This window comes from Pseudomonas sp. P4795, assembly GCF_048822895.1.
In the GTDB taxonomy this organism is placed as follows: Bacteria; Pseudomonadota; Gammaproteobacteria; order Pseudomonadales; family Pseudomonadaceae; genus Aquipseudomonas.
Genome location: NZ_JBMFBT010000014.1, coordinates 37444 through 62853, shown reverse-complemented (window position 1 = coordinate 62853; position 25410 = coordinate 37444). Strand labels below are relative to the sequence as shown.

The 25410-nt window shown below is 58.9% G+C and carries 23 protein-coding genes; 7 read left to right on the top strand and 16 right to left on the bottom strand.

The features are described from left to right. Positions 1 to 222: 222 nt before the first annotated feature. Both ccoN and ACOI8A_RS27025 read left to right on the top strand, forming a co-directional pair. Entirely contained in the window at positions 223 to 1650 is a 1428-nt protein-coding gene (gene ccoN / locus ACOI8A_RS27030) for a cytochrome-c oxidase, cbb3-type subunit I (RefSeq protein WP_420649918.1), read from the top strand. A gap of 15 nt (positions 1651 to 1665) precedes the next feature. Beyond that, positions 1666 to 1887 (top strand): cbb3-type cytochrome c oxidase subunit 3, encoded by a 222-nt coding sequence (locus tag ACOI8A_RS27025; protein ID WP_420649919.1) that lies wholly within the window; start codon positions 1666 to 1668, stop codon positions 1885 to 1887. A 190-nt stretch (positions 1888 to 2077) separates the two neighbouring features. Here ACOI8A_RS27025 and ACOI8A_RS27020 read toward each other — a convergent pair whose 3' ends face one another. From ACOI8A_RS27020 to ACOI8A_RS27010, 3 genes are all read right to left on the bottom strand, one after another. Next, positions 2078 to 2569 carry a hypothetical protein gene (locus ACOI8A_RS27020; RefSeq protein WP_420649920.1) on the bottom strand — a complete coding sequence of 164 codons (492 nt, stop codon included), beginning with the start codon at positions 2567 to 2569 and terminating at the stop codon, positions 2078 to 2080. A 115-nt stretch (positions 2570 to 2684) separates the two neighbouring features. Next, the gene (locus tag ACOI8A_RS27015; protein ID WP_420649921.1) at positions 2685 to 3194 is read right to left on the bottom strand and encodes a GNAT family N-acetyltransferase; all 510 of its coding nucleotides are present in this window, start codon (positions 3192 to 3194) and stop codon (positions 2685 to 2687) included. A 53-nt stretch (positions 3195 to 3247) separates the two neighbouring features. Beyond that, a complete protein-coding gene (locus ACOI8A_RS27010) occupies positions 3248 to 3637 on the bottom strand; it encodes a hypothetical protein (protein WP_420649922.1) in 390 nt (129 codons plus the stop codon). 382 nt (positions 3638 to 4019) lie between these two features. Here ACOI8A_RS27010 and ACOI8A_RS27005 point away from each other — a divergent pair, with 382 nt between their 5' ends. The 4 genes from ACOI8A_RS27005 (at position 4020) to ACOI8A_RS26990 (ending at position 9828) form a co-directional block, all read left to right on the top strand. Next, entirely contained in the window at positions 4020 to 4286 is a 267-nt protein-coding gene (locus ACOI8A_RS27005) for a short-chain dehydrogenase (RefSeq protein WP_420649923.1), read from the top strand. A 219-nt stretch (positions 4287 to 4505) separates the two neighbouring features. Further along, positions 4506 to 6098 carry a hypothetical protein gene (locus ACOI8A_RS27000; protein WP_420649924.1) on the top strand — a complete coding sequence of 531 codons (1593 nt, stop codon included), beginning with the start codon at positions 4506 to 4508 and terminating at the stop codon, positions 6096 to 6098. A gap of 238 nt (positions 6099 to 6336) precedes the next feature. Beyond that, positions 6337 to 8073, top strand: a complete 1737-nt coding sequence (locus ACOI8A_RS26995; RefSeq protein ID WP_420651447.1) for a hypothetical protein — start codon at positions 6337 to 6339, stop codon at positions 8071 to 8073. A gap of 171 nt (positions 8074 to 8244) precedes the next feature. Continuing rightward, positions 8245 to 9828, top strand: coding sequence for a hypothetical protein (locus ACOI8A_RS26990; RefSeq protein WP_420649926.1), 1584 nt, complete (start codon positions 8245 to 8247; stop codon positions 9826 to 9828). Positions 9829 to 9886: 58 nt separating this feature from the next. Here the strand turns inward: ACOI8A_RS26990 and ACOI8A_RS26985 are convergent, their stop codons facing one another. The 13 genes from ACOI8A_RS26985 to ACOI8A_RS26925 all read right to left on the bottom strand — a co-directional run bounded on the left by ACOI8A_RS26985 (position 9887) and on the right by ACOI8A_RS26925 (position 23527). Further along, positions 9887 to 10864 carry a LysR substrate-binding domain-containing protein gene (locus ACOI8A_RS26985; protein WP_420649927.1) on the bottom strand — a complete coding sequence of 326 codons (978 nt, stop codon included), beginning with the start codon at positions 10862 to 10864 and terminating at the stop codon, positions 9887 to 9889. Between the two features lie 324 nt (positions 10865 to 11188). Further along, positions 11189 to 12136 carry a peptidylprolyl isomerase gene (locus ACOI8A_RS26980; protein ID WP_420649928.1) on the bottom strand — a complete coding sequence of 316 codons (948 nt, stop codon included), beginning with the start codon at positions 12134 to 12136 and terminating at the stop codon, positions 11189 to 11191. Next, complete coding sequence (locus ACOI8A_RS26975) at positions 12133 to 12606, bottom strand: YbjN domain-containing protein (protein ID WP_420649929.1); 474 nt, start codon at positions 12604 to 12606, stop codon at positions 12133 to 12135. Before ACOI8A_RS26975 ends, ACOI8A_RS26980 begins: the two co-directional genes overlap by 4 nt. Before the next feature lie 33 nt (positions 12607 to 12639). Next, entirely contained in the window at positions 12640 to 13269 is a 630-nt protein-coding gene (locus tag ACOI8A_RS26970; protein WP_420649930.1) for a DNA repair protein, read from the bottom strand. A 17-nt stretch (positions 13270 to 13286) separates the two neighbouring features. Then, positions 13287 to 14987, bottom strand: coding sequence for a putative porin (locus tag ACOI8A_RS26965; RefSeq protein ID WP_420649931.1), 1701 nt, complete (start codon positions 14985 to 14987; stop codon positions 13287 to 13289). A gap of 39 nt (positions 14988 to 15026) precedes the next feature. Continuing rightward, positions 15027 to 15734, bottom strand: coding sequence for an energy transducer TonB family protein (locus ACOI8A_RS26960; RefSeq protein WP_420649932.1), 708 nt, complete (start codon positions 15732 to 15734; stop codon positions 15027 to 15029). A gap of 2 nt (positions 15735 to 15736) precedes the next feature. Next, positions 15737 to 16162 (bottom strand): ExbD/TolR family protein, encoded by a 426-nt coding sequence (locus tag ACOI8A_RS26955; RefSeq protein ID WP_420649933.1) that lies wholly within the window; start codon positions 16160 to 16162, stop codon positions 15737 to 15739. Positions 16163 to 16173: 11 nt separating this feature from the next. Next, a complete protein-coding gene (locus tag ACOI8A_RS26950) occupies positions 16174 to 17973 on the bottom strand; it encodes a DUF2341 domain-containing protein (protein WP_420649934.1) in 1800 nt (599 codons plus the stop codon). Positions 17974 to 17988: 15 nt separating this feature from the next. Beyond that, on the bottom strand, positions 17989 to 19587 hold the full coding sequence (locus ACOI8A_RS26945; protein ID WP_420649935.1) for a ShlB/FhaC/HecB family hemolysin secretion/activation protein: 1599 nt from the start codon (positions 19585 to 19587) through the stop codon (positions 17989 to 17991). Positions 19588 to 19637: 50 nt separating this feature from the next. Continuing rightward, the gene (locus tag ACOI8A_RS26940; RefSeq protein ID WP_420649957.1) at positions 19638 to 20240 is read right to left on the bottom strand and encodes a transposase; all 603 of its coding nucleotides are present in this window, start codon (positions 20238 to 20240) and stop codon (positions 19638 to 19640) included. A 245-nt stretch (positions 20241 to 20485) separates the two neighbouring features. Beyond that, positions 20486 to 21694: a DSD1 family PLP-dependent enzyme gene (locus ACOI8A_RS26935; protein WP_420649958.1), complete on the bottom strand. Its 1209-nt coding sequence runs from the start codon at positions 21692 to 21694 to the stop codon at positions 20486 to 20488. A gap of 74 nt (positions 21695 to 21768) precedes the next feature. After that, complete coding sequence (locus ACOI8A_RS26930; RefSeq protein WP_420649959.1) at positions 21769 to 23097, bottom strand: D-arabinono-1,4-lactone oxidase; 1329 nt, start codon at positions 23095 to 23097, stop codon at positions 21769 to 21771. 76 nt (positions 23098 to 23173) lie between these two features. Next, positions 23174 to 23527 carry a c-type cytochrome gene (locus tag ACOI8A_RS26925; protein ID WP_420649936.1) on the bottom strand — a complete coding sequence of 118 codons (354 nt, stop codon included), beginning with the start codon at positions 23525 to 23527 and terminating at the stop codon, positions 23174 to 23176. Positions 23528 to 23767: 240 nt separating this feature from the next. On the opposite strand from ACOI8A_RS26925, the gene ACOI8A_RS26920 reads away from it, so the two are divergent. Further along, positions 23768 to 25393, top strand: coding sequence for an NADP-dependent glyceraldehyde-3-phosphate dehydrogenase (locus ACOI8A_RS26920; RefSeq protein ID WP_420649937.1), 1626 nt, complete (start codon positions 23768 to 23770; stop codon positions 25391 to 25393). Positions 25394 to 25410 lie beyond the last annotated feature (17 nt).

Below are 25410 nucleotides of genomic sequence, written 5' to 3'. Positions count from 1 at the left end.
TTCTGGAAGGCACTATGGACGTGCAGCGCAGCCCGTTACAGATTCACCTGAAACGATAAAAACCGTATCAGAGCGCGGCAGATGGCCGCAGGCAGTGCTCCGATCTGATCCGCATAAATCGAATATTCCTGAGCCTGTTTTGTTTCCGACGGTGTTTCTACAGTGCAGTCCATGCCAGACCGGGTGGCCTGGCAAGACTTTGCAACCGTGGATGAACTGACCATGAGCACAGCAACAATCGGACAGGCTTATAACTACAAGGTCGTCCGCCAATTCGTCATCGCCACTATTTTCTGGGGCGTCGTGGGCATGGCGATGGGGGTATGGATCGCCTCGCAACTGGTATGGCCGGAAATGAATCTGGACTTGCCGTGGACCACCTTCGGCCGCTTGCGACCGTTGCACACCAGCCTGGTGATCTTCGGCTTCGCCGGCAGCGCACAATTCGCCGCCAGCTACTACGCGGTGCAGCGTACCTGCCAGGTGCGGCTGTACTCGGACAAGCTCGCCGCGTTCACGTTCTGGGGCTGGCAATCGGTGATCGTGGTGATGTTTATCACCTTGCCGCTGGGCTACACCACCACCAAGGAATACGCCGAAATCGAATTCTCCGGCGCGGTGTGGATGGCCGTGGTCTGGGTCGCGTACGCCGTGGTGTTCTTCACCACCGTGGTGCAGCGCAAGACCAAGCACATCTATGTCGGCAACTGGTTTTTCGGCGCGTTCATCCTGGTGATCGCCATGCTGCACATCGTCAATCACCTGGCGATTCCGGTGGACTGGTTCAAATCGTATCCGGTGTATTCCGGCGCCACCGACGCCATGGTGCAGTGGTGGTACGGACACAACGCGGTGGGGTTCTTCCTGACCACTGGGTTCCTCGGGATGATGTATTACTTCGTGCCCAAGCAGGTCAATCGCCCGGTGTATTCGTACCGGTTGTCGATCGTGCATTTCTGGGCGCTGATCACCCTGTACATCTGGGCCGGCCCGCACCATTTGCATTACACCGCACTGCCGGACTGGGCACAGTCGCTGGGCATGGCGATGTCGCTGATCCTGCTCGCGCCGAGCTGGGGCGGGATGATCAACGGCATGATGACCTTGTCCGGCGCCTGGCATAAGTTGCGCACCGACCCGATCCTGCGCTTCCTGGTGCTGTCGCTGGCGTTCTATGGCATGTCGACATTCGAAGGCCCGATGATGGCGATCAAAACCGTCAACGCCCTCTCGCACTACACCGACTGGACCATCGGCCACGTCCACGCCGGCGCGCTCGGTTGGGTGGCAATGATCACCTTCGGCGCGACCTACCACATGGTGCCGAAAATCTTCGGCCGCGAGCAGATGTACAGCACGCCGCTGATCAACCTGCACTTCTGGCTGGCGACCATCGGCACGGTGTTGTACATCGCCTCGATGTGGGTCAACGGCATCACCCAGGGCCTGATGTGGCGGGCGATCAACGAGGACGGCACTTTGACTTACTCGTTTGTCGAAGCGCTGCAAGCCAGTCATCCGGGGTTCATCGTGCGCTTTGCCGGCGGGGTGTTCTTCCTCAGCGGCATGCTGCTGATGGCTTACAACGTGTGGCGCACCGTGCGGGTTGCCGACGTGGCACTGGCCCACCGTGAAGCGCAGATCGCCTGATCAAGGGAGCAGGTCATGTTCGAGATTTTTTTGAATGTACTGGGCGTGATGTTTTTGTGGCTGGCGGTGGAGTACTGCTTGCGCAATGAGACTGCGCAGAGTCTGGAGGATGCGAGCCTGACGCCGTTTGCGGATGATCCGGAGGTGGCGCGGCGGGTTGAATTGGCGACGGGCAAGACAGTGAACGCGGTGGCGCCGGAGGTGGCGAAGCCGGGGTGGGGGAATGTTGATATGTGAGGGGTGTCAGCGGTAGCCCCTCACCCTAGCCCTCTCCCAAGGGAGAGGGAACTGATCGAGTTGTCTGGCCTTACGACACCGACCTGAAATGTCCCGCCGAACTCAGGACTTGAAAAAAACGCAGATCTGCCCCCTTTCCCCCTCGCCCCCTTGGGGGAGAGGGTTGGGGTGAGGGGGTAAGCTCTTGATCTTAGCCGCGTTCGCGCGGAATCAGGCTTTGCAGTTGCTGCGCCAGAAAGTTCGCATCAAACGCAAACGTATCCGGATCCTTCAACCCGTTAGTCTTGCGCCACTGCCACTCCCCACCCGGCAACCCGACCAGCGAAATACTGCCGTAACGCGCCGCCGTCAGCCCCATCACCGCCAGCGAAATCTGCCCGCCATTGCCCATCACATCCGGCACAAACTCCACCGGTTTGCCAGCGATCACAATGGTCAGTTTTTCAGTCTTGAAGGTCGAGGTCTCAACCGGAATACTCGGCCCGGACGCGACATACGCCTCCCGTCCAACCACCAGCAAACCCGGCGCCTGCACCGGTTCCAGCCATTGCTGAATCTTGTCGAACAGTTCGGTGATACGTGTGGCCCACGTCACCGATTGCGTCTCGAACTGCTGCTTCTTGTGCGCTTCGCTGTCGGCATAGTGGCGGAGCATTTCGCCCAGTTGCTGTACGTCGTCCATTGCGGTGTTCCTTTGAGAAGCGGTGCTGCGGACTTTGAGCATGGCAGATGCCGATGACCGCCGTGCAAGTGATTTGCCTGCACGGCCGCTTCATCGGCTATTGACTGACAAAAGGTCAGACCTTGCGCAGGCGCGCCATGCTCAGGGCGTCGACCCATTGCCCGTCGCGCACCGCATAGTCGCGAAACAGGCCTTCATCCTCGAAACCGAACTTGCGATACAGGCCGATAGCGGCTTCATTGTCGGCATACACCGTCAGTTCGACGCGGTGCAGATTCATCCAGTTGTCGGCCACATCCAGCGCCGCCGCCAACAGCTTGGAACCGACACCCTTGCCCTGCCACGCCGTCGCGACACCCATGCCGAAACTGCCTGCATGACTGCGGCGAATCCGCGAATAAGCTTCCAGCCCGATCTGCCCGATCACCACGCCCTGATGCACCGCGACCAGTTTCAGCGCCCGGTCATTGTCCGCCAGCAGCCGCTGACGCCAGACTTCCACCGACTGGAACGGCATCTGCAACACCTGCCGCGCGACCGCCGGGTCGTTGTAGAGCGCAGTAACGCCATCGAGGTGCTGCTCGCTGAAGCGTTCGAGGTGAATGGCGGGGTTGTGGTCTGGCATGGCGATTCGTCCGTGATCGTTGTGTGGCCGAGCACTCTAAACCGGACAGACGCTCATCTGCCAGATCCTGTACATATCCCCTTCAACGTATCCGCATCAATATTCGCCAACCACAGCGGATCAATCAGCGTGCCCCAATACTTCGGTTCCATACGGACCGGATCACCGGCGATCACGCCCTTGTGATTGAAATACACCCGATAACGGCTGAACCCTTCGGGATAGCTTTTCTCGTAATAAAGCGTCGTGCCACGCGGCAGAACGTAGACGTTGTCATCGTCGTTGTTCGCTTCAATCACCAAGGGTTCTGTGGTTTTAAGCATGTCCGTGCGCTGGCCAAATACCTTGAGCGCAACGACCGTCACAAAACCTGCGTTGATCAGCAATGACACGGCCAGGCAGACCGCCATTTTCCGGGACTTGCGTGGTGGCTTGCCTGCCATGAATTGCTCCATTCGAATCTTCAGAGTCGCGGATGGTACAGGACGGGCGTTTAACGCTGCACGCCGGAAACGACCTACAGGCAAACCAGCGCTTTCCGGCGCTCCGGCGATTGACTGCCCTGCCCTCACTCCCTATCCTCGCGCCTGTCACGACTCATTCGTGATCGGGTTTGACGGCTCGGATCTTTCTCACGACGCGCATAGCCTTTCTCTGCTCGAGCCTTCTTGTGCCCGCAGCAATCTTTATGGCGACTGTGTGCGGGGCATCTTCGGGTGCGCCGGTGCCCGTGAGAGCCGGTCCGTCAACCCACACACAGTTGCCACCCAATTCGTTTGACGGCGTTTTCGTGGCAGCTCTTATGAATCTCACGGAGCTACACCCATGAATACGCATATCGCAATGACCCACAACGAAGACGCAATCCCCGTCCTTCTGGTCTCCACCCAAGCACCACTCGACGTCCTCCACGCCAGCGCCGCCAGCCGCTTTCTCGCAGTGACACAGATGATGGAAAGCCTTGCCAGCCTCGACATCACCGGAGCCAAAGGCGCAGACATGCAGCAACTCGCGCACGCAGCAGCAATGTTGTTGCGTGACGGCTGTGATGTGATGGATGTGCTGGGCCGGCAGATCCAATCGCAGGCCTGACCCAGCAAAATCAAAAGATCGCAGCCTGTTCGCGAACGTACGCAGCCTTTGTAGGAGCTGCCGAAGGCTGCGATCTTTTGATCCTGATGTCCACAATCACACACCGACTCCGACCATTCGTCGCCACCTGTCACATCTGACAGGTGACGCATCACTTCTTTTGCGATGTGATGAGGCTCGATCCCAATATGGCCTGAGTGCACGGGTCTGGAGAGCAAGATGAGCATCAACGTCAATTCACAAGAAGCCGACGACGCATTAATAACAAGGCTGGCTCCTTTCTTCATACCCGGCGCGAGTACGACGGTGCTTCCGCCGGGAACCGCGGATTACGGCGTACCCGAACCCCTGTATTCGCCGACTCAACCCTTGGCCTTCGTGATTGACCCCTTGCAGATGTTGGCTCAACTCGCACAAGGTCCACTGGGCGGCGTGCTGGCTGCTTTCGATACCGTGACCCTGTATATCAAAGGCCAAAAGACTTCTGTGATCCATATCGTTCAGCCAGGCGATGAAAACAAACGAATGTTGCTGTGGATGCCGTGGGGATTGCTGATTAACGGTGTCGCTGCGATTTTCTACCGGGTGGATCGGCTGGGCGGCAATTTCGAGGACTCCCCGCCACTGGATGTGCTGTTCAACCATCCGGTTTCCGACCTCACGCTCAGCCACCCGCCCATCGTCACCCCGGGACAAGTGACCACGTTCACTTGCACTCGCAACTACCCGCGCGCATATGACGAGGTCAAGGTGTACGTTGGGACGTGGAACAAGACAATTCCGTACGTCCATCCTGCCAACCCGATCTCTTACACCATGACGGCCGCTGATCTTCTGCAGATTGGGGACGGTATCCATCAGGTGAGCGGAAGGGTAGAAAATCAATTACACGATTTCCGTTTGTCGTCGACAACGTCTATCGAAATCCGTGCTCAACAACAGCTCATAGTCCCAAAACTTATCCACGTACTGGATTCAAAAAATACCGAAGTGCTTGAAGGTGGTAGCAGCAACAGCGCCACGCTAAGATTAAAGGGCGAAGCAAGTAGTGGAGAATACGTTGAAATCTTCTCTGATGATGGCACTGGGGAAGTATCCGAAGGCAAGGCCATTGCCGATGCAACGACAACGGCTTGGGAGTTGACTTTCAATACAAAACCGGGCGCATACCGATTGTTTGCCAAAGCGCTTTACCCAAGCACTCCCCCGAATTCGAATGCACGAAATCTAATAATCACGGAGCCTTTGTCAATAGACGAGAGCGCCATGATTCTCTCTGGATTTTCTATCAAACTTTCCTACCCGAGGTCCGGGGAAGAATCAATTGGCAATTCCGAAATACGCCTCGCAAAGGGTGGCGACCCACCTTATCGATACTTATCAGATAATCCTCAGATTGCACCGGTCGGCATTTCAGACGGCAAAGTCATTGGAGAGAAAAATGGCACTGCCATAATTACTGTTATAGACAGCCGCGGAGCTACTGCTTCTTACAGGGTCAAAGTCACCAATATTTGGAGAACCATAGTTCACGAAGGCGAATTCAACCGTGCTCAAGCAACTACCTGGATTAGTTCGATGGGCGGAACTCACCTCATCGAACCCATGGTCAATATAATGCATCTAGACCTGGCAAGAGTGTACAGAACAGCCATCAATAAGGCGTATTTTCTGGGACTGGAAGTCTCTCCGAATTATCAAATAGCAGTCTGGAGTGCGCCGCCCTCTACGTATTTAACCGTGTCACAGATTGCTGACAATGGCCTTCCGTTAATTCCTCGCGGCGCCTGGTGCATCAAGCCATTTGATTAACCATGCGTACAATCAAATGTAACAACCCGAAAGGGTGTTTTTCGCAGTAACAAGATAAACACCGGGGACGGATTTATTTAATTAATTTATCCGTCCCGTTTCGTTAGCCGTCTGAAGCCTCGCAGACCACGCCAACAACGACCACTCGTCGCCACCTGTCAGATCTGACAGTAGGCACGACGCGCACCCGATGCTCTGATGATGCAGGCCTCCATCCGTCCCAGAGCGAGCATCCGTCATGACTACTCCCCCCTCGTCACCCGTCAATATTCTTGCCCTCACACCTCCGCAAATTCTGCTTAAGACCGCGCCCGTCATCGGAGCGACCATCGGTGTGTCGATAGTCCATCACCACCAGAACCCTCAGGGTATGGTTGTGCTGTTCGGGCCTTGGCAAGGCCAGGCTCTTTATGAAATTGTCCACCTGTTCCTGAACGGCGATCCAAATCCGATCAGCAGTGATGTCGTCATGAACATCGGCGCGGCTGTTGAATTGCGCTTGCCTACCAGTCTCCTGCAGGAGGGTGTCAACTTGTTGCACTGCGGGGTTGAACGCCCGTCGGGCAATACCGAACTGTCACCGCCGCTTGATGTGCTATATCACATCTACGCACCTGCTGGGGACGAAGCGTTTCCTGGCGGTGGACACTCGAAATTGCTCCTCAGCATCAGCCACCTCATTATCGATGCGACGCAGGCGGCGATAGGTGTGGAGCTGATTCTCGATTTCGTGGACAAGCACCTTTACGATTTGATCACTGTCGATTGCGGTGGCGTCATTCTTACTCACAAGATCGAACCGACAATCACCGACCCCAACCCGGATCTGACCAAACCCATCAAAATCATCCTGACCACACCAGATTTCGCCAACGGACGGAACAATCCCTCTTTTAAAATCAAATACAACGTTGTCAGTCAATTAAATAACCGTTCGGGCACAACGCATGATGGGCAATTCAATGCACTGGATAACTGGTCTAAGGAACTTGAGGTCGTGACCCGCTTAGATCAGGTCTTGCTTGAGCAGCCGATACTCCGGGAAGTCCTTAGCGACAACAACGACAAACCCGAAGAAGTTGATCTGGACAAAATGAATGGCGGGCCGTTGTGGGCGTTGATTCATTTGATTCAGGCCATATGGAAACCGGGGGATCAGATTCATCTCATCGTCGAGGCATGGGTAAATGGTGCGGTAGTTGGCAGTTACGATGTAACGATTACGGTCGGCCAAGTGCCGGGGCAGATATCAATCGACATTCCAAATGTGAACGTCATTGCAGGTAGTCAGTTAAAGGTTTGGTACGAGCAGATAAGTGGAGGAAAAGTTATCGGTATTTCCAAAGAGGCCTTAGCTCAGGTCGTGGGGATCGGTTTACCTGGCCCAGATATGGATGTGAGTCCGGTGCATTTGTCAGCCACCCGGTACTACGCTTACGGTTTTCCAGCTCAGTATCATGAATATTTTTGGCCGTCCAATCCGATAAGCGGGAGCTATATAGATCGAAAGGCCACAAGTGTGGTTGGTGGAATTACCTATAGTTCCAGCGATACGGATATCGTATCTGTCGATCAAAACGGTAGGTCTTATGCTCGCGCGAACGGGGTTGCTATTGTTACCGCCACCGACGCGGCGAGTCGGAGTAAAAGCTATACCGTCACGACATCTGGGGTCGTATATAGGGTGGTTTTCCGCTTCTGGATTGTTGGGGATGACCTTACCTGGCGGGGCGCTACGCGTTTAGCCGCCGCAGATGGCGGAAGACTTTTTTCCTTATCCGAGCTCCAGACTCACAGCCGAAGCTTTACGCCCGCGATATATCAGGATCTAGGTTGTTCGCATGGAACATGGACATCGACATCGGGCACGCTGAGTACTGGAGAGCTGGGGTATTGGTTTTGTAGGTGGAGTAACCAAAGCCACTTGCATGCAGACCATCCAAACTTTCAAGCCATATATGTCTATGTCAAGTAAAAACCTAGACGGATTGATTTAATTAATCTACCCGTCCCGTTTCGTTAGCAGTCTGAAGCCTCGCAGACCACGCCAACAAAGACCACTCGTCGCCACCTGTCAGATCTGACAGTAGCCGAAAGAATCGCACCGGGTTTTCATGGCACATCATTCATCAAGGAGTTGCGTGCCATGAACAATCCCGCATCGAGCGGCGGCCCCATCGTCGCCCTGGCACTGACAAAGCCCGATATTCCAAGCAAGACCTACCCAATCTCTTACCCGGGCGCCGAGGTCGGGGTCTCCCGGCTCAACTATTACGCGGATCCACGGGGGCTGTTGGTGTTGTGTGGGCCTTATTGGGGTCAACTGCCCAATGAGACCGGACGGATTTTCATCAATGGCTCACCTGCGCCGGTCCCGGTCCAGATCACCAAAGATACGACCTCACCGTTTGAGTTTTTCCTGCCGCCGAGCATGTTCCCGGACGGAGTCACCACATTGAAGGTCAGCGTCCAGCGCCAGTCGAGCAATGAGGATTCGTCAGAGCTGTCCGTGTTGCACTACCTCGAAGACCCCGCCGGCAATGATACGGATCAGAACCCCGGCAATTCGTTACTGAGCATTGATGTCACCCCGAAGAGCATCGGCCCCAACGAAGCGGTGGCGGGTGTAAAGGCGAGAATAAGTTATCCAGGCATGGCGCCGTATGACCTGTTGACCGTTAACTACGGTGGTAAAACCCTGACCCATCAGCTCGTGCCAACACTACAGGATCCCAACCCCGAAAGCAGGCCAGTGGAATTGACCTTTTACGCTGCCGATTTTGCCCACGACCCTAACAATCGGCAGTTCGTATTCAAGTGTAACGTCATCAATCAGGTCGGCGACTTTTCCGGTACGTCATCGATGGGAGTATTCAACTCGCAGAAATTCTGGTCGAAGGCGTGTGAGGTTGATGTGCATCTCGATTGGGCGGAACTGCTGGAGGCCATCCTTCAGGAAATCCTCGGAGACAACGGTGACAATCCGGCCATCGTTGATCTGGGCAAGATGAATGGCGGGCCGTTGTGGGCGCTGGTTCATCTGATTCCCTCGATCTGGCAGGCGGGGGATGAGATTCATCTAATCTTCGAGGCGTTGCTGAACGGCGCTGTGGTCGCAACCCATGACGAGACTTTGCCAATCACCAACGTTCCAGGGCTGTTTTCCTGGCAAATACCCAATGCAAAGGTGATTGCCAATAGTCAGGTGCGGATCAAGTACGAGCGGCTCAGGGCCGGGACGGGTAACGCCCCATCAAAAACCGCTACAGCCAACGTAATTGGTGGCTCTCCTACAACTCTCAAAGAGGATTTCTCGCTTATTCCAACCACTGTTTTGGCGGTTGGGCAAAGTGCGAACATCGGACAACTGACGATCACCAATATTCGTCATGACCGGATTTCCGGAGACTTCACTGGTGTGGGGCCCGTTATACACACGGGGAAAAGCCAATGTCTGAAAATCAATGACATTGTTCGAGTCTCCTTGAATGGGTTGAGCGGGATGGAGATCAAATACTCCGTTAGGAATACGCAGACTGCCAACTCGATCGAGTTTTTTGACGCCTCAGGCAACTCGATTATTACAGTACCGGACCTGACCCAAACCCCTCTCCGCATGCCGATTGGGAAGCCATTTTCTTCGTTTGCAATCTACGCTCAAATCGTACCCGGGAGCGGTAATCTTCGAGACTACATAGAGCTAGATGATATTGAGGTAAAACTTACCTAGCGTTCGGCAACAACGGGGACGGATTTATTTAATTAAATAAGTCCGTCCTTTTACGCAGTTATTCAAACCACTCCCCCCGCTCACTAAACGTGCGCTGAATCAACTCCACAAGGGTTTGCACTTCAGCGACGTCCCGCGAATGCTCATTCACCGCCAACCAAACCCGCAACCGCATCGCCTCTTCAAACAACCCAGGCAACGCAACCAACCCACGATCAAAGCGGCTCATGTACATCGGCAACAACCCAATACATGCGCTACAGCGAATCATCTCCAGCATCAGCTCATACGACTGCATCTGCACCACCCCAGCCAACCGCTGCTCGACCAGTTCATTCCACGGCCGAAAGCTGTCGATCTGGCGGTCATGCTGCCACTGCACCAGCATGAAATCGGCGAGGTCTTCGGGGCTTTCCGGGCGCGCGGTGACGCGGGAGTAGCGTTTGGCGATGTGTGGCAGGTAGTCGAGTTGTGCGAGGCGTTGTGGTTGGCTGGTGGCGAAGGTCGGGCCCGGGGTTGGGGTGTCGCCGGGGGCGAGCCAGAGGACGATGTCGGCGCTGATGCTTTGCAGGGCCAGTTCGCTGTCGAGGGCGATGATTTCCAGACGGACACTGGCGTTGCGTCGCAGTAATGCGATGAGGTCGCGGCCGAGGATGTCGTGCAGGATCGATTCGGCGACGGCGAGGCGGATCAGTGGCTGTTCGATCACCGGCAGTTTGCGTTCGTGTGCGAGGGCGATCAGTTGCGCCTGCAATTGTTGGCCCTCGCGGGTCAGGCTGAGGGCGCTGCCCTGGAAGCTGAACAGTGAGCGTTGCAGGGTTTGTTCAAGCAGCGCGAGTTGTTTGCGCAGCAGGGTCGAGCGCACGTTGAGGCTGCGCGCGGCTTGCATGAAGCAGCCGCAACGGGCGCTGACCAGAAAGTATTGTGCGATCTCGCCCTCGATGCTCGCGGCCTCGGCCAGCCAGGGTTCGGCTTTGTCCTGCGGCCAGCGAAAATCGGGGTTGCCCGGTCGTCCTGCGGGTTCGGTGAATGACATCGATGACTCCCTGTCGATCTTTGTTGTTGGTCGTTACACACATCCACTGTGGGAGCTGCGGTGCGACGATTCGACTTGCCAGCGATGGCGGAGTGTCAGGCGCCAATGATGCTGGATTTACCGGCCTCATCGCTGGCAAGCCAGCTCCCACAGGGTTCGGAGGTGAATCTGGGGTTCGGCGCTGTCCTGCGGCCAGCGAAAATCGGGGTTGCCCGGTCGTCCTGCGGGTTCGGTGAATGACATCGATGACTCCCTGTCGATCTTTGTTGTTGGTCGTTACACACATCCACCGCAGCTCCCACAGGGATTTCGGTGAAGCGAAAATCAGTTTTTTTGCTCCAGGATCTTGTTGAGTTCGGCGCCGTCGATGCTCAGGGTCGCGGTGTTAAGCATGCCGTCCAGGTAGGCCTGGGCGATTTGTTCCTGACGTTGCGCACGCAGGGCTTGGGTCAGTTGGTCGCGCAGTTCAACCAACGTCGCGGTGCGCGCCGGTTGTTGTTCGGTGAGTTTGATGATGTGCAACCCGGCGCTGCTTTGTACCGGATCGGAGACTGCGCCGACCTTGAGCCGCGCGACTGCGCTGCGCACTTCCGGCACCAATTGCTGCAAGGGTTGCAGGCCGGTGTCGCCGCCGCGTTCGGCGGTGATCCGATCCTGAGAAAATTCCTTGGCAAGCACGGCAAACTCGGAGGGTGCGGTCTGCGCTTTCTTGCTCAACTCCCCCGCCTGCTTGCGCACCGCATCCAGATTTTGCGCGTCACTCACACCGAGAAAAATCTGACTGACCCGATACAACGCCGGCGTTTGCCAATTGGCTTTGCCCGCGTCATACGCTTGCTGCAGTTCAGCCGCGCTCGGGTAATCCGCTGGCACCTGACTTACCGACTGCAAGTAATCACGGAACACAATCTGCTCGGTGGCCGCACGCGTCTGCCGTGCAACCTCGGGACGCTGCGCCCAGCCCTGCGCATCCGCCTGTTCCAGCACGGCTTTCTCCGCCAGGCGCGCACGAATCCAGCGTTCCAGCGCCTCGCGGTTGCCGCGCAGTTGCTCGCGCGTCGCCTCAGGCACGGTCGCGAGCAGCGTCTGCAATTCCTCCGGCGAAACCTGCTGATTGCCCAGCCGTGCAACCGCCGGCCCGCTCGCAACCGCCGCCACTGGCGACGGTTGTTGAGCGGCAACCGGGTCACTGCCCGGTCGCACCACCAGCGCCACGGCGACCACCAACAGCGCTACAGCCGCAGCGCTGATTACCATGGCCGGTTTCTTCACAGCGCGACTTCCTCTTGCTCGGCGACCGCGACTTTCGCAGTCTGCGCAGCCGCTCCGTTCTGCGCGAAATCACGCAGGTACACGATGAATTCCTGCAGCAAGCGATCCCACAATTCCAGGTTGCCGCGCAGGTGTTCATTGCTGACGCCCGCCGCAACTACCACGTCCATTTCCATCACCAGAAACTCGCCCTGCAACGACAACCGAGCGAAGCGGCGCGAGGCGTTCCATTGCTCGGCCACACCGACCGGCAACTCACCCTGCACACGCAAGGCGCAGCTGAACGTGAAGTCAACGAAACTGCCCTGCTCCACCGCCGGATTGCCGAAACGCACCGCGTAGCCAATGCCCTGACTGGCGCTGAGCAACTGGACGATGCCGTTCTGTTCGGTCTGATTGACGCGATAACCGGCGGCTTGCAGCACGTCGGTCAGCGATTGCGGGGAAACGTGGGTGATCAATTGAGTCATGGGGTTCTTCCTTGTTGATCCGTCTAATAACAATCAGTGTGCGAGCGCCGCTTGTGGCGCGTCGAATTGGGTCTTGTACAGATCGTCGCCAAAGCCTTGCGTCAGTTCTTCGAACTTGACCCGGGCCGTGCCGGCGAAGGGCTGGCGGATCTTCATCACCTCGGCCACATCGATGTTTTCGTAGGCGGTGAGGATCTGCTTGGCCACGCCGTACATTTGCTGATTCTTGACTGAACATTGCTGCACTTGTGTGTCACGTTCAGTCAATTGCGCCTGAAGCTTAGACCTTTCCGCCTCTTTGGCACGGGCCATGACCAGCAACTCGTCATAGGCCTTTTTGAACTTGCCGGTCTGCTCGTTGCTCGCCGCCACTTGCGCCTGCGCCTGGCTGTGCAGGTTTTGCTGTTGCCCGGCCAGTTGCTCGGCGACGCCCTTGGCCTTGGCCAGTTCGGCGCTCAATTGCTTGATCTGCGCCTGCGCAGCCTTGGCCTCGTTCTGCGCCGCCAGTTGCGCGGCGCTGGCCTGAGCCTGCTGACTTTGCAGGGCTTGCAGCTGTTGCGTGGTGCTGCGCAACTGGGTGCGCAGGCGTTCTTCCATGCCTTCGGCGCTGGCCCCGCTGGCGACCAGAAAACCCAAACCGAACAACAAAATCCGCATGTGCATTAGCCTCTCCCGGCGCCTTAGAAGCGCGTGTTGATCTCAAGCTGCATGACGTCGATGTCGTACGGCGCGCCGTACACCGCTTCGGAACTCAACCAGCGGCCCGTGGCGTAGACGTTTTTCGCCAGACCGTAGTTGGCGCCGAGGAAGTAACCCTTGGCGTTGGTGCCGCCGAGGTGGAACGAGGAATCGTTGAAGCCGTCCGGCAAGGCATCCGGCTGGATGTATTTGTAGCCCGCGAACAGGTTCCAGTCGCCCTGCTTCTTCAGCTCCAGCGCGGTGCCGAGCGTGAACTGCACCATCCACGCATTGGCGCCACTTTCGACGTTGCCGTTGCTGTCGAGGTTGTTGACGATCTGCCCGGCCGAGCGCTTGCGCATGTCGCCTTCGTCGTAGCTGAGGTTGTGGATGTAGTTGCCCTGGCTGCGCAGTTTGAAGTCTTCTGGCAGATCGGCGTCCCACACCACGTTCAGATCAAGCAGGTTGAACTCCGAAGCCAGGCCAACGAATTGCGGCTGCGGCGTGGTCGACGGGTTGAGCGGGTTCGGCGTGATGTCGCGCAGCAGGAACACGCTGTTGCCCTTCTGCATGAACGCGCTGCGGCTGCCATCGGTGTCGCAACCCGGCGCGCCGGCCCACGGTTCGCAAGGGCTGGAGCGCTGTCCTTCGATGTCGTCGAAACGGTAATAAGCCAACGCACCCTTGATGCGGTTGTTGCTGTTGATCGCCCATTTCGCGCCAAGCTGCGCGCCGTACAGCCACTTGTTGTCGCTGTCTTCCTTGTCGAAGCCGTTGCTCGATGCGGTGTCGTTGGTGTACTCGACCGGGAACGCGCCGACGGTGCCGAACACGCCCCAGTCGCGGCTGAGTTTGTGGTCGAAAATCGCTGCCACGCCGTCGAAGTTCAAGTCGTTGGAATAGAGCATGTCGGTGGACATGAACGGGTTGGCAAATCGGCCACCGGTCAGGGTCAACTCATCCGAAGGCTTCCAGCTCAGATAACCCTGATCGAGCCAGATGTCTTTTTTGGCGAACCCGCCGCCGAGGCTTTGCGTGGTGGAAACCGGATTGTTGTCCGAGCCGGTGCCGATGCGGATGCCAGCGGTCCATTCCGGCGAGATCACGGCTTTCATGCCCAGACGCGCGCGCAGGCGGAACAGGTTTTCGCGGTCTTCGCGGGTGTTGAGCAGCGGCGGCAGGTTGGTGCTGCTATTGGGGTTTACGTCGTACGGGCCGTTGTTGTTGAGCTTGGCGAAGTCGACGATTTCGTTGCTGTTGCTGCCCGAGTAATAGCGCGATTCGTCACGCAAACGAATGTCGCCGTCGAAACTCACGCGGGAAATCCAGTCCGGGAAGGTGTTGGGTGCGGCCCAGTTTTCCTGTTTGGCGGTGGCCATGACTTCGGCTTTGACCTGGTCGCGGATCTGGTCACGCACCGCTGTCGGCACATATTGCACGCGCACATCGCCCGGCGCTGCGACCGGCCCGGCGGCAACTACGGCGGTGGATGCGGCGGCCTGTTTGGCTTGCGCGGCTTCGTTCTGCGCCTGAGCGATCAGCGCGTCAGCCTTGTCCTGTTTCAGAATGCCCTGCTCGACCAGCAAGCGGATCAGATTGATCGTGGCGTTCTCCGAGGGCGCAGGCGCTGCCACGGCCTGACCGACCAGGGTCGCGATGACCATGCCGACCGCCAGGGACAATCGATTCACGTTGGAAATCATCTGCACACAACTCCTTATGGCAAAACTTTAAAAGTTCGGTTAACCCGGACGCCGCCCTTGCAGGGACATGCGCACAGGCAAAGTGATGGAGGCCGGTGGCCGCTCGCTAAGGTGCGGCGCGTTACGCAAGGCAGCGAGCACCTGAGTGTCGATTTCCGGGTTGCCGCTGGACTTGATCAGCTCGACGCGGGTGATTTCGCCGACGCTGCTCAGCCACACATCGGCCTGCAACGAAAACGCGAGGTTGCGCAGGTCGGGGTTTTCGCGCAGCAGCTTCTGGAACGTGAACGCGAGGAACTGGCTGTAAGTGCCGTTGCCCAACCGCCCGCCGCCCGCCCCGGCCATGCCGCCGCCCTTGCCCGCGCCGATGTTGAACGCGTCGCTGCCGCTCTGGGCGTCGCCGTCCATTTGCATCGGGTTGGCCAGATCGTCTGCTGGTGATGGCGGTGCTTCTTCCTCGGGCTTGACCTCTTGCGGCTCGGGCGTTGGCTCGGGCTCGACGATTTTTTCTTCGACCGGGGTTTCCGGCTCCGGCGGTTTTTCCGGCGGCGGAGGTGGCGGTGGCGGCAACGGAATGATCGTTGGCACCTTCGGCGCTTCACGGCGGATGCCGCTCATGTCGTTGGCCCACTGCCACAGCAAATACGCGGCAATCACGCCGAGCAGCAAGCCAGCGCCCCACTTCACAAAGCGCAGCGGCGACTTCTTCACCGGCGGCAGTGGTTCGATTGGCAGTTGTGCGGTCATGGTCAGCCCTGGCTCGGTTTGCCGGTGACGAGACCGACCTGCGACAGTTCGAGCCGGCGCAGCAGGTCGAGCACTTCAATGACCTTCTGGTACTGCACCGTGGCGTCGCCGCGCACGATCACCGGGAAGTCCGGGTTCTGCGCCTTCTCGATGCGCAGGCGTTCCTCCAGCTCCGGCAAAGTCACCGGGTAAGCGTCGAGGAACACCTGACCGCCATCGTTGACCGAAATCGCCTTGGTCTTGGCTTCCGACAGCGACACCGAGGCGCTGGCCTTCGGCAGGTTGATCTGAATCCCCGAGACCTGCGCGGTGGCGGTGAGAATGAACATCACCAGCACCACCATCAGCACGTCCACCAGTGGCGTGATGTTGATGCTGTCCACCGGTGCATCGTCATCGTCGTCGTGGGAGGTATTTACGGACGCCATGTCAGTGCTCCTCAGGCCGGTACGGATGCGTTGGCGTGATGGCCGCGCTGATGCGCCGCTTCACTGAACTGGCTCTCGCCATGCATCTCCGCCAGACGGGTGATGAACTCGTCGACGAACACGCGCATGTCGGCGCTGACCTCTTTGTTGCGGGTGATCAGCCGGTTGTAGCCAAACAGCGCGGGGATCGCGACGAACAGGCCCATGGCGGTGGCGAGCAAGGCGGCGGCCATGCCCGGTGCAATGGCGTTGATGTTGACGTCACCGGCCATGGCCGTGCCGAGGAACACCACCATGATCCCCATCACCGTACCGAGCAGGCCGATGTACGGACCGCCGGCGATGGCGTTGGACAGGGTCGAAAGTTTCGAGCCGAGCGCCTGATTTTCACGGGTACGCACGCCGTCCATCGAGCAGCGGATGGCTTCGATGGTGGCTGCGGAAACTGAAGACGTATCAGCGCCCTGCTCGCGGCGAGTGCGGATCTCTTTTACCGCCACCAGATACAAACGCCACAGCGACGAGTGCTGCAAACGCTGGGCGAGTTGCGCGTCGTCGGCGAACATTTCCAGACGCGTGCCGACCTTGGCGAATTGCTCGCGGAACAGTTCGTTGGCGGCGGTGACGCGGCCGAGGGTGCGGTTCTTGCGCAGCATGATCACCCACGACTGGAACATCATCAGCACCAGCACCGCGATGATCACCCAGGCGTCGATTGGCACCGCGTTTAGCAGGAAACCGAGACTGCCGAAACCAAAACCGGACTGTTCTTCATCGACGCCGTAAGCGACCAGTTTCGACTCCGCGCCTTGCGAGGTGGCGTCTGCCAGCAACAGTGGTACCGGACGTGAGACTTTCGACAGCCGCAGTTCGTCGATGGCCCCGGCGAATGGCTGGAAAGCGCTGGCCGAAAGATCCCCGCCGATCGCCATGACCGAGTTGAACGCGGGCATCGCCACAGCCAACGTCGCGCCTTCGCGACCGTTGATGAACAGCGTGACTTTGGAGCCTTCAGCCGTCAGCGCAACATGCTGCCACTGGCCCGGATTCAGCGGTTGCGTGGCGACGGCGCGTTGGCCATCGATTTCCACAAACGGCACGCCTTGGTTGACGCCAATCAGCAGACTGTTGGCGCCCTCGCGACGGGCCAGAATCAACTGCTCGCCACTGGCTTGATCGAGGCGCAACCAGGCGCTGAAGGTGAACGAGCTGCCCGCGTTGTGTTGCAGCGAAGGGCTGGCCGGCAGCAGCAACGGTTGGCCGCTGAACTGCAAGGCCCGCCCTACTACGCCGTCGATGCTCGCGCCGGTCGCACTTTGCGCGGTGTTGCCATAGGCGGTGGTGTCTTTGGCCGGGGTGCCGGTGGCGCCGTCGAAGTGATAGAGCGCGGTGTAATTCGGGTCGAACGTCAGTTGACCGTTGCCAGTGGCCGGGGCCTTCTGATTGCCGTAGTACATCCAGATGTCCTGACGCTGACTGCCCTCGACATTCGGCACATCGACCCAGATCAGCGCCATGCCCATCAGCGCGTCGAAGCTTTCGATCTGGTGGTTGAGCACGGTTTTATCGTCGGCGCTGACGAAGCGCAGATCCGAGCCGTCCTCCTTCACGCCGTCGAAGGTGAAGTTGCCGGTGTGCAGGCGCACCAGCAGCGCGGTGCGGCCCAGCGCCTGATTGATCGCCGCACCTTGTGGCGTGGTGTCGAGGGCGATCTGTTTGCGGTAATGCCAGTCGTCCTGCCACCAGGCCTGAGCCGTGGCCGGGAGCACGAAGCCCAGGCAGATCAACAACGAAAGGAAGAGGCGCTGCATGAAAAGTGCTCCTTGTTAGAAAGTGGCCTGAAGGTTGAAGTGCAGGCGCGATTCCTGTTTCGAGGTGTTCGGCCCTTCGAGTAGCGGGTAGCCCCAGTCGAGGCTGCCGGACAGCCATTTGCTCAGGCTGGCGCGGGTGCCGAGGCCGACGCTGGCCAGGGCGTAATTGGCGTCCTGATCAGGCAGTTCGTCGCGCAGATACAGCTGCGCGCCTTCGGCGAAGGCGTAGAAGCGCCAGTCCTGCACCCAGGTGCCGGCGTACTTGGCCAGCGATGGAGTGCGCAGTTCCTGGCTGAGCAAGTAGCCGTCATCAGCGGTGCGTTCGGCGGCCAGATAGCCGCGTACCGAAGTCGCGCCGCCGGCAGAGAACTGTTCGTTGGAAACCAATGGACCGGATGCCAGTTGAAACGCGGCTTTGCTCGCGCTCTGCCAGTCGTTGTTGAAGGTCCAGGTGAAGTTGGTATCGCCCTTGAGCACGGCAAAGCTCGGGTTGGCGCGGTAGCGTTTGTAGTCGAAATCTTCGTCGGAGCTGCCGTAACCGAAGATGCTGCGCGTGGCCGCAACCAGACTCAGGCCGAGGCCGAGCTGGCTCTTTTCGGTGTAGCGATAGCCGTTGTAGGCGAAGGTGAATGGCGCGTATTGCAGCGGGACTTTGTCGCTCTCGCCGGACAGGGTCAGGCGCTCGTCGAAATCCTTGAAGTCGATGCCGGCCGACAGCGAGTTTGACCAGTTGCCACTGGACGGCAGCGTGTAGATCGCCGACACCCCGTAGGAATGGCCCTTGCCGAGCACGTTGCTGCCGCCGATGGTGGCGACGTTGCTGTCGGACTGATAACCGGAGAACTGCACGCTCCAGCGATCGGTCAGCGGCGCGGTGTAGGAACCGGACCAGACTTTGGCATTGCTGGTGTCTTCGGGCGCAGTGAAGTAGGTCAGGGAAATGCTGTGACCGAGCTGCCAGAGGTTGTTGTAGCCGAGGCTGGTGACGGCACGGAGCTTTTCGGTGTCGGCGCTGTAGTCGTTGTTGAGGCCGACGCTGGCGGTCCAGGGGTTCTGGTCTTCGACCTGCAAATCCACGTCCATGGTGCCGGGGCGCTGACCTTCGCGCACCAGCGGCATGACTTGCCGGCCCGGGGTTTTGTTCAATTGCGCGAGTTCGCCCTGGACCTTGGCGAAGTCCGGCACCTCGCCTTCTTTCAGCGCCGGTACGTTGTCGCGGATGTCCAGCGGCGAATAGTGTTTGGCGCCGACCACGCGCACCCGGCCGACCTTGGTTTCGCTGACTTGCAGATAGACGATGCCGTCAGCGACCGCTTGCTCCGGCAATTCGACGAACACCGATTGATAGCCGCGTTCCTGATAGACCTTCTGCAACGCATCACGCGCGCCTTCGATATCGGTCAGGGCTTTTTGCGGGCCGAGAAACGGGTACACCGCCTCTTCAATCGCCCGCGCATCGAGCACGGTGTTGCCGCGTACGAAGTATTCGTTGACGTCGACCAGACGCTGCGCGGCCGCGCTTTCGGCGACCTCTTCGGCGAGCGCCGGCTGCGCGCCCGCCGTCACCAGCAACCAGCCCCACAGCGCCAGCCGTGACGTGAAAATCTGTTCCACACTACCCCCTGAAATTCCCTTGGATCTGTTGGCGCTCAAGCGCCGCGTCATCAATTGCTGGCTGTCGAGGCGCAGACATGCTTGCCGAGCCAGGTGTGCAACAGCGCGAAGTTCAAGGAGAACTCGGGCATTTGCAGCAAGGCACCGCAGAACACTTCGCCGATGATTTTCTGGATGAGCTGCACCGCACGCGGGTTGTTGAGTAGCGTGGCGATGTCGCGACTGAGGACGTTGAAGCTCCAGACTTTCTGGTTCAGGCCGAGGCCGACGAACCAGCGGAACAGCAGGTTGTAGTTCAGCTGTTCGTAGAGCTGCTGTTCGCTGGGCACCGAATACAGCAGTTGCAGGAGCAGGATGTGCATGACCGTTTGCGCGGGGATGAGCATGCCGGGTTGGGCATTGAGGTCGTGCAGGAGCTCGCGATGGGCGTCGAGCAAATCGTCGATCTGCGGGCGCAGCAGCACCAGCGAATGGCCGGGCGGAATGTAGCTGGAGACCTCTTTCAAGGCGCCCTGCCAGTCATCCTGCGACACGATCCAGACCCACGGCGCGCCGTAGCGATACACCGAAACCGGCTTCTTGCGCGCGGCTTCGACGATCTTCGACAAGCGTTGATCGAGTTCCTGCATGCCCACTTTCGAGTAGCGTTCCATAGTCCCCATTGCCTCACTCCCGGCGTCCCGCCTCGGCTTGTGAAAAGCGCCCCGAAAGGCCCCTCAAGCGCGTTACATAGGCATGACCGGACTGGCTATGTGCTACCGAACTTTTGTCATGAAAGCTTCATGTGGGGATTTTTTGGGAGGGGACAGCAAGATCAAAAGATCGCAGCCTTCGGCAGCTCCTACATGGGCTGGTGTACACCCTGTAGGAGCTGCCGCAGGCTGCGATCTTTTGATCTTCAGGAATATACGGGCCAGGTATCGACGATCTTGCCGCCGCGCACGGCCAGTAAGTCCCCGAACTGCAGGAGGACAGCTTCGGTCTGGGTCGGGCGCAGGAACACTTGATCTTCGATGCTCAGGCCCACGGCATTCGAGCCGTTGACCATTTCCTGATTCGAGCTGCGGCCATACACGCCGTTGCTCTGCAATCCGCGCGGCGATTCGAACTCGGCCATCCAGTTGCCGCCATAGATGAAAAAGGTCTGGCGCTGGTTGGCGTCCCACCACGAGAACAGTTTCGACTTGTCATCCAGTGCTGGGATGTTCACCGCGCCGGTGCTTTTCAGCACGGGTGTGGCGATATAGGCGGCGGGCACGTGATCGACCAGCGACGGCAGGTCATAGTGAGTCGGTTTGAGCATCGCAGTGCCGACCGAAACTTCGGTGCTCAGACGTTCATTTTCATGCATGCGATAGCTGGGGCTGCCGGCCGTATTCAGAGTCAAACCGTCATGCCACAACGCGGGGAATTGCTGGCGGGTGAAGTCGACGCAGCGCTGGTAAATCACCATCACCTTGGCGAACAACTCTTCAGGCGAACCGAGAATCCCCGGCACACCCATGCCCACGAACGGGTCGTAGCCCATGAACCCGGCGAACTGCAGGTGCTGCGGATTGGCGGCGATCAAGGTAAGCATCTGCCCGAGCACATTCAAGTCACTGACGCCGCCGCGATGCAAGCCAACGTCCAGTTCGATGTTGATGCGCATCCGCGTGCCCAAGCCTCGCGCCAAGTCGAGGTATTGTTGCAGGCGCTCAGGGCCGTCGAGCAGCCATTGCAGCTGTTTGGCCGGATCGAACTGACCTTTGTGCGTCTGATAGAACAGCTCGGCCGAACGCACCGGCAGCGGTTTGCCGAGCAGAATATCGGACTGCGGAAACGTCAAAGCATCGTGATTGAGAAACGGCTGATGAAACGACATCAGCCGCTGCGTGCCGACGCGCTGAGCGATGTAACTCAGCAGCCCCGGCGCCGGCAGGGATTTCTCCACCAGCCGCAGATGTTTGCCGCTGCGTTTGACCGACTCCACCACCACGTCAACGTTGTGATCGAGGCGATCAAGATCAATCAGTAACACCGGGCGCATCGGGCCGTTGGCCTTGAGCTCGCGATTCAGCGCGCGGAAATATTCGCTGTATGGTGCGCCGCGATCCCCCGGCCGCAGCCACGCGCCAACTCCCATCAGCAACGCGCTAACACCCAATGTGCCGAGCAGAAAATTGCGTCGATTGACCGCCATCAGCTCACCCCCAGAATCGACGACAGATGTGCATTAAGAAATTTGCCGCTCGGGTCCAGCGCTTGTCGAACCTGAATGAATTCCTGCCAGCGCGGATACAGCGTCTGCAACGTCCGCGCATTGAGCGTGTGCAACTTGCCCCAGTGCGGGCGGCCGTTGTATTTCCAGAAAATCGGCTCGACGGCGGCGAAGAAGTTGTGGTGATCCATCTGGTAGTGCTGGTGCACCGAGATCGAACAGCTGTCGCGGCCCTCGAACATGCTCAGCGGAATATCGTCGGCCGCGACGTAGCGGTACTCGATGGGAAACCAGGTGCGCAGATCCTTGTCCTGAATCAGCTTGAGGATTTCGCGCAGACAGGCCGGACCGTATTCGGCCGGCACCGAATATTCCATCTCGTTGAAGCGCACGGTGCGCACGTTGGCGTAGATGTCGAACGAGTCACCAACCCGGTCATCGAAACTGGCGAGATGGCGCAGGTTATTGAGCAGCGTGCGGCGCAGATCCGGGAAATCACTGGCGTACTTGTCGATCTTTTCGATCAGCGTTACGAACGCGTTGCCGCCCTCCTCCTCGGGACTGATCGGCGATGTGGGCGGATCACTGGTTTCGTTGAGGGCGATGGACAGCGCGTAGTCGGAATGGGTGACGACGAGCATTTCCCAGTGCTGATTTTCGCGGGTGTGCTTGTCGAGGTCTTCGAGGAGTTCTTCGGTCTTGGCGATCCACTGGGTTTCGCGCAGGCGATAGGCCGGGCGGTTTTGCAGGCGGATTTTCGTTGCTACGCCCAGCGCGCCGAGGGAGACGCGAGCAGCAGTGAACACTTCGGGATGGCGTTGGCTGTCGCAGTCGAGCACTTCGCCGCTGGCGGTCACCAGTTGCATGCCGCAGACGTGGGCCGAGTAGGACTGGAAGGTTTTGCCGGTACCGTGGGTTGAGGTGGCAATCGCTCCGGCGAGGGTTTGATAGTCAATGTCCGCCATATTTTGCAGGGCCTGGCCGGCCTCTTTCAGCGGCACGCCCATGCGCGACATCGGGGTGCCGGCGGCGAATTCGGCTTGCAGGGTTTTCGGATCGTGATCAAGCAAGCCGTTGAAGTAACTCAGCGACAGCAACGTGCCGTCGGTGGGCACCAGCGCGCTGAAGGAATGCGCCGAGCCGACCGGGCGGATCTTGCCCGGCGCCTGCTGGATAACCGAGGTCAATTCGTCAAGATTCTTCGGCGCCAGGCGCGCGGCTGGCTGACAGCTCTGCCCGCCCGACCAGTTGCGCCACGGAATCAACCGAGGCGCGCGCAGCAACTGGCCCAACGCCGGGCTCGATGCCAGCGCACTGAACGCACCGACAATGCTTGCCCGTTGCAACAACTGACGCCGTGTCAGATCCATCGTCATGCGCGCCCCCTTAGCGTGGCAGCGGCTGATCGGCCATGAAGCCGATCAACTGCAGAAACTGATCTTCCGAACACTCGACGCACTGGCCCATCGGCGGCATGCCGTTGTAGCCGTTGATGGCGTGGTCGAGCAGCGTGTCGGCGCCTTGCTGCACGCGTGGTTCCCAGGCTTTGCGATCGCCGGTGAGTGGCGCGTTGGCGGCAGGGTTGGCGTGGCACAGTTGGCAGCTGTTGGCGTAAATCTGTGCCAGGACTGGATCGGCCGGCATGCCATTGCTGGCGGTGGCTGGTGGTTTGGGGTCGTCGCCACAACCGGCCAGCGCCATGCACAGCGCTATCAATAAAGTCAGTCGGGGTGCCCGCATCGTGATCCTCGCGTGGAATGCCTTTTATTGTTGTGATTCCTGCGAGTTCAACCATAAGCCAGACGCTGCGGGCATTGCGGGCCATTGATGGGGACTTCCGGGGCCAGCCAATCGCCTCTGTTCTGCGCCTTTGCGTGACATTCGCGTGACATTTGCGGGTTTAAATTTCCGCGCATTCAGGCGTATAACCTGTACAGACTTTTCCGATCGGCACGCCGACAAACTCTATGGGGTAGCGACATGGCCACAGCACACATCCTTGAGAACCTGTTCCCTGCTGTCAGCGACATCCCGGAAAAATACCGCCTCGAGGGGCAAGTCGAGCAACGCGAATACCTGGTCGACGGCCAGTTGCGCCGCTGGGACGGCCCGCTCGCGACGGTGCGCAGCCCGGTTTATTTGAAGGGCGAAAACGGCGACGAACAAGTGATCCTCGGCAGTACGCCGCTGCTCGATGCCGAGACCGCCCTCACCGCCCTCGATGCCGCCGTGCGCGCCTATGACCGTGGCCAGGGCCTGTGGCCGACCATGCGCGTGGCCGAGCGCATCCAGCACGTTGAAGCCTTCTTGCGCCGCATGCGTGAACAGCGCGACGCCGTGGTGAAGTTGCTGATGTGGGAAATCGGCAAGAACCTCAAGGACTCGGAAAAAGAGTTCGACCGCACCTGCGATTACATCGTCGACACCATCAATGCGCTGAAAGAACTCGACCGCCGCTCCAGCCGTTTCGAACTGGAACAGGACACGCTCGGGCAGATCCGCCGCGTGCCGCTCGGCGTGGCGCTGTGCATGGGGCCTTACAACTATCCGCTGAACGAAACCTTCACCACGCTGATTCCGGCGCTGATCATGGGCAACACCGTGGTGTTCAAACCGGCCAAGCTCGGCGTGTTGCTGATTCGTCCGTTGCTCGAAGCCTTTCGCGACAGCTTCCCCACCGGCGTGATCAACGTGATCTACGGCAGCGGCCGCGAGACAGTCAGCGCGCTGATGGCCAGCGGCAAGATCGACATCTTCGCCTTCATCGGCACCAACAAAGCCGCCAGCGACCTGAAAAAACTGCATCCGAAACCACACCGCTTGCGTGCTGCTCTGGGCCTGGACGCGAAGAATCCCGGCATCGTTCTGCCTGAGGTTGATCTGGACAACGCAGTCAGCGAAGCAGTCACCGGTTCGCTGTCGTTCAATGGCCAGCGCTGCACCGCGTTGAAAATCCTGTTTGTGCATGAAGACGTGGTCGACAGCTTCATCGAGAAATTCAACGCCAAACTCGCCACCCTGAAACCGGGTATGCCGTGGGACAGCGGTGTGTCGCTGACGCCATTGCCGGAAGCGAGCAAGGTCGATTATCTGCACGGTCTGGTGGCTGACGCGCAAAGCAAGGGCGCGCAGGTGGTCAACCCGAATGGCGGCGAATCCCGGGAGTCGTTTTTCTACCCGGCAGTGCTGTACCCGGTGACGCCGCAGATGCGCGTGTATCAGGAAGAACAGTTCGGCCCGGTCGTACCGATCGTGCCGTACCGTCACCTCGATACCGTGATCGATTACGTGCTCGAATCGGACTTCGGCCAGCAACTGAGCATCTTCGGTACCAACCCGGTGGCGGTCGGCCGACTGGTCGATACGTTTGCCAATCAGGTTGGACGGATCAACCTCAATGCCCAATGCCAGCGTGGCCCGGACACTTATCCGTTCAATGGTCGCAAGAACTCCGCCGAAGGCACGCTGTCGGTACACGATGCATTGCGGGTGTTTTCGATCCGCACGCTGGTGGCGACCAAGTTCCAGGACAGCAACAAGGATCTGATCAGCGAGATCATTCGCGGCCGTGATTCAAGCTTCCTGACCACCGACTACATCTTCTGAGGAGACCGACACTGAGC

Coding starts and splice junctions, on each gene's coding strand:
- ccoN (WP_420649918.1), top strand. CDS start 223: ATGAGCACAGCAACAATCGGACAGGCTTATAACTACAAGGTCGTCCGC.
- ACOI8A_RS27025 (WP_420649919.1), top strand. CDS start 1,666: ATGTTCGAGATTTTTTTGAATGTACTGGGCGTGATGTTTTTGTGGCTG.
- ACOI8A_RS27020 (WP_420649920.1), bottom strand. CDS start 2,569: ATGGACGACGTACAGCAACTGGGCGAAATGCTCCGCCACTATGCCGAC.
- ACOI8A_RS27015 (WP_420649921.1), bottom strand. CDS start 3,194: ATGCCAGACCACAACCCCGCCATTCACCTCGAACGCTTCAGCGAGCAG.
- ACOI8A_RS27010 (WP_420649922.1), bottom strand. CDS start 3,637: ATGGCAGGCAAGCCACCACGCAAGTCCCGGAAAATGGCGGTCTGCCTG.
- ACOI8A_RS27005 (WP_420649923.1), top strand. CDS start 4,020: ATGAATACGCATATCGCAATGACCCACAACGAAGACGCAATCCCCGTC.
- ACOI8A_RS27000 (WP_420649924.1), top strand. CDS start 4,506: ATGAGCATCAACGTCAATTCACAAGAAGCCGACGACGCATTAATAACA.
- ACOI8A_RS26995 (WP_420651447.1), top strand. CDS start 6,337: ATGACTACTCCCCCCTCGTCACCCGTCAATATTCTTGCCCTCACACCT.
- ACOI8A_RS26990 (WP_420649926.1), top strand. CDS start 8,245: ATGAACAATCCCGCATCGAGCGGCGGCCCCATCGTCGCCCTGGCACTG.
- ACOI8A_RS26985 (WP_420649927.1), bottom strand. CDS start 10,864: ATGTCATTCACCGAACCCGCAGGACGACCGGGCAACCCCGATTTTCGC.
- ACOI8A_RS26975 (WP_420649929.1), bottom strand. CDS start 12,606: ATGACTCAATTGATCACCCACGTTTCCCCGCAATCGCTGACCGACGTG.
- ACOI8A_RS26970 (WP_420649930.1), bottom strand. CDS start 13,269: ATGCACATGCGGATTTTGTTGTTCGGTTTGGGTTTTCTGGTCGCCAGC.
- ACOI8A_RS26965 (WP_420649931.1), bottom strand. CDS start 14,987: ATGATTTCCAACGTGAATCGATTGTCCCTGGCGGTCGGCATGGTCATC.
- ACOI8A_RS26960 (WP_420649932.1), bottom strand. CDS start 15,734: ATGACCGCACAACTGCCAATCGAACCACTGCCGCCGGTGAAGAAGTCG.
- ACOI8A_RS26955 (WP_420649933.1), bottom strand. CDS start 16,162: ATGGCGTCCGTAAATACCTCCCACGACGACGATGACGATGCACCGGTG.
- ACOI8A_RS26950 (WP_420649934.1), bottom strand. CDS start 17,973: ATGCAGCGCCTCTTCCTTTCGTTGTTGATCTGCCTGGGCTTCGTGCTC.
- ACOI8A_RS26940 (WP_420649957.1), bottom strand. CDS start 20,240: ATGGAACGCTACTCGAAAGTGGGCATGCAGGAACTCGATCAACGCTTG.
- ACOI8A_RS26925 (WP_420649936.1), bottom strand. CDS start 23,527: ATGCGGGCACCCCGACTGACTTTATTGATAGCGCTGTGCATGGCGCTG.
- ACOI8A_RS26920 (WP_420649937.1), top strand. CDS start 23,768: ATGGCCACAGCACACATCCTTGAGAACCTGTTCCCTGCTGTCAGCGAC.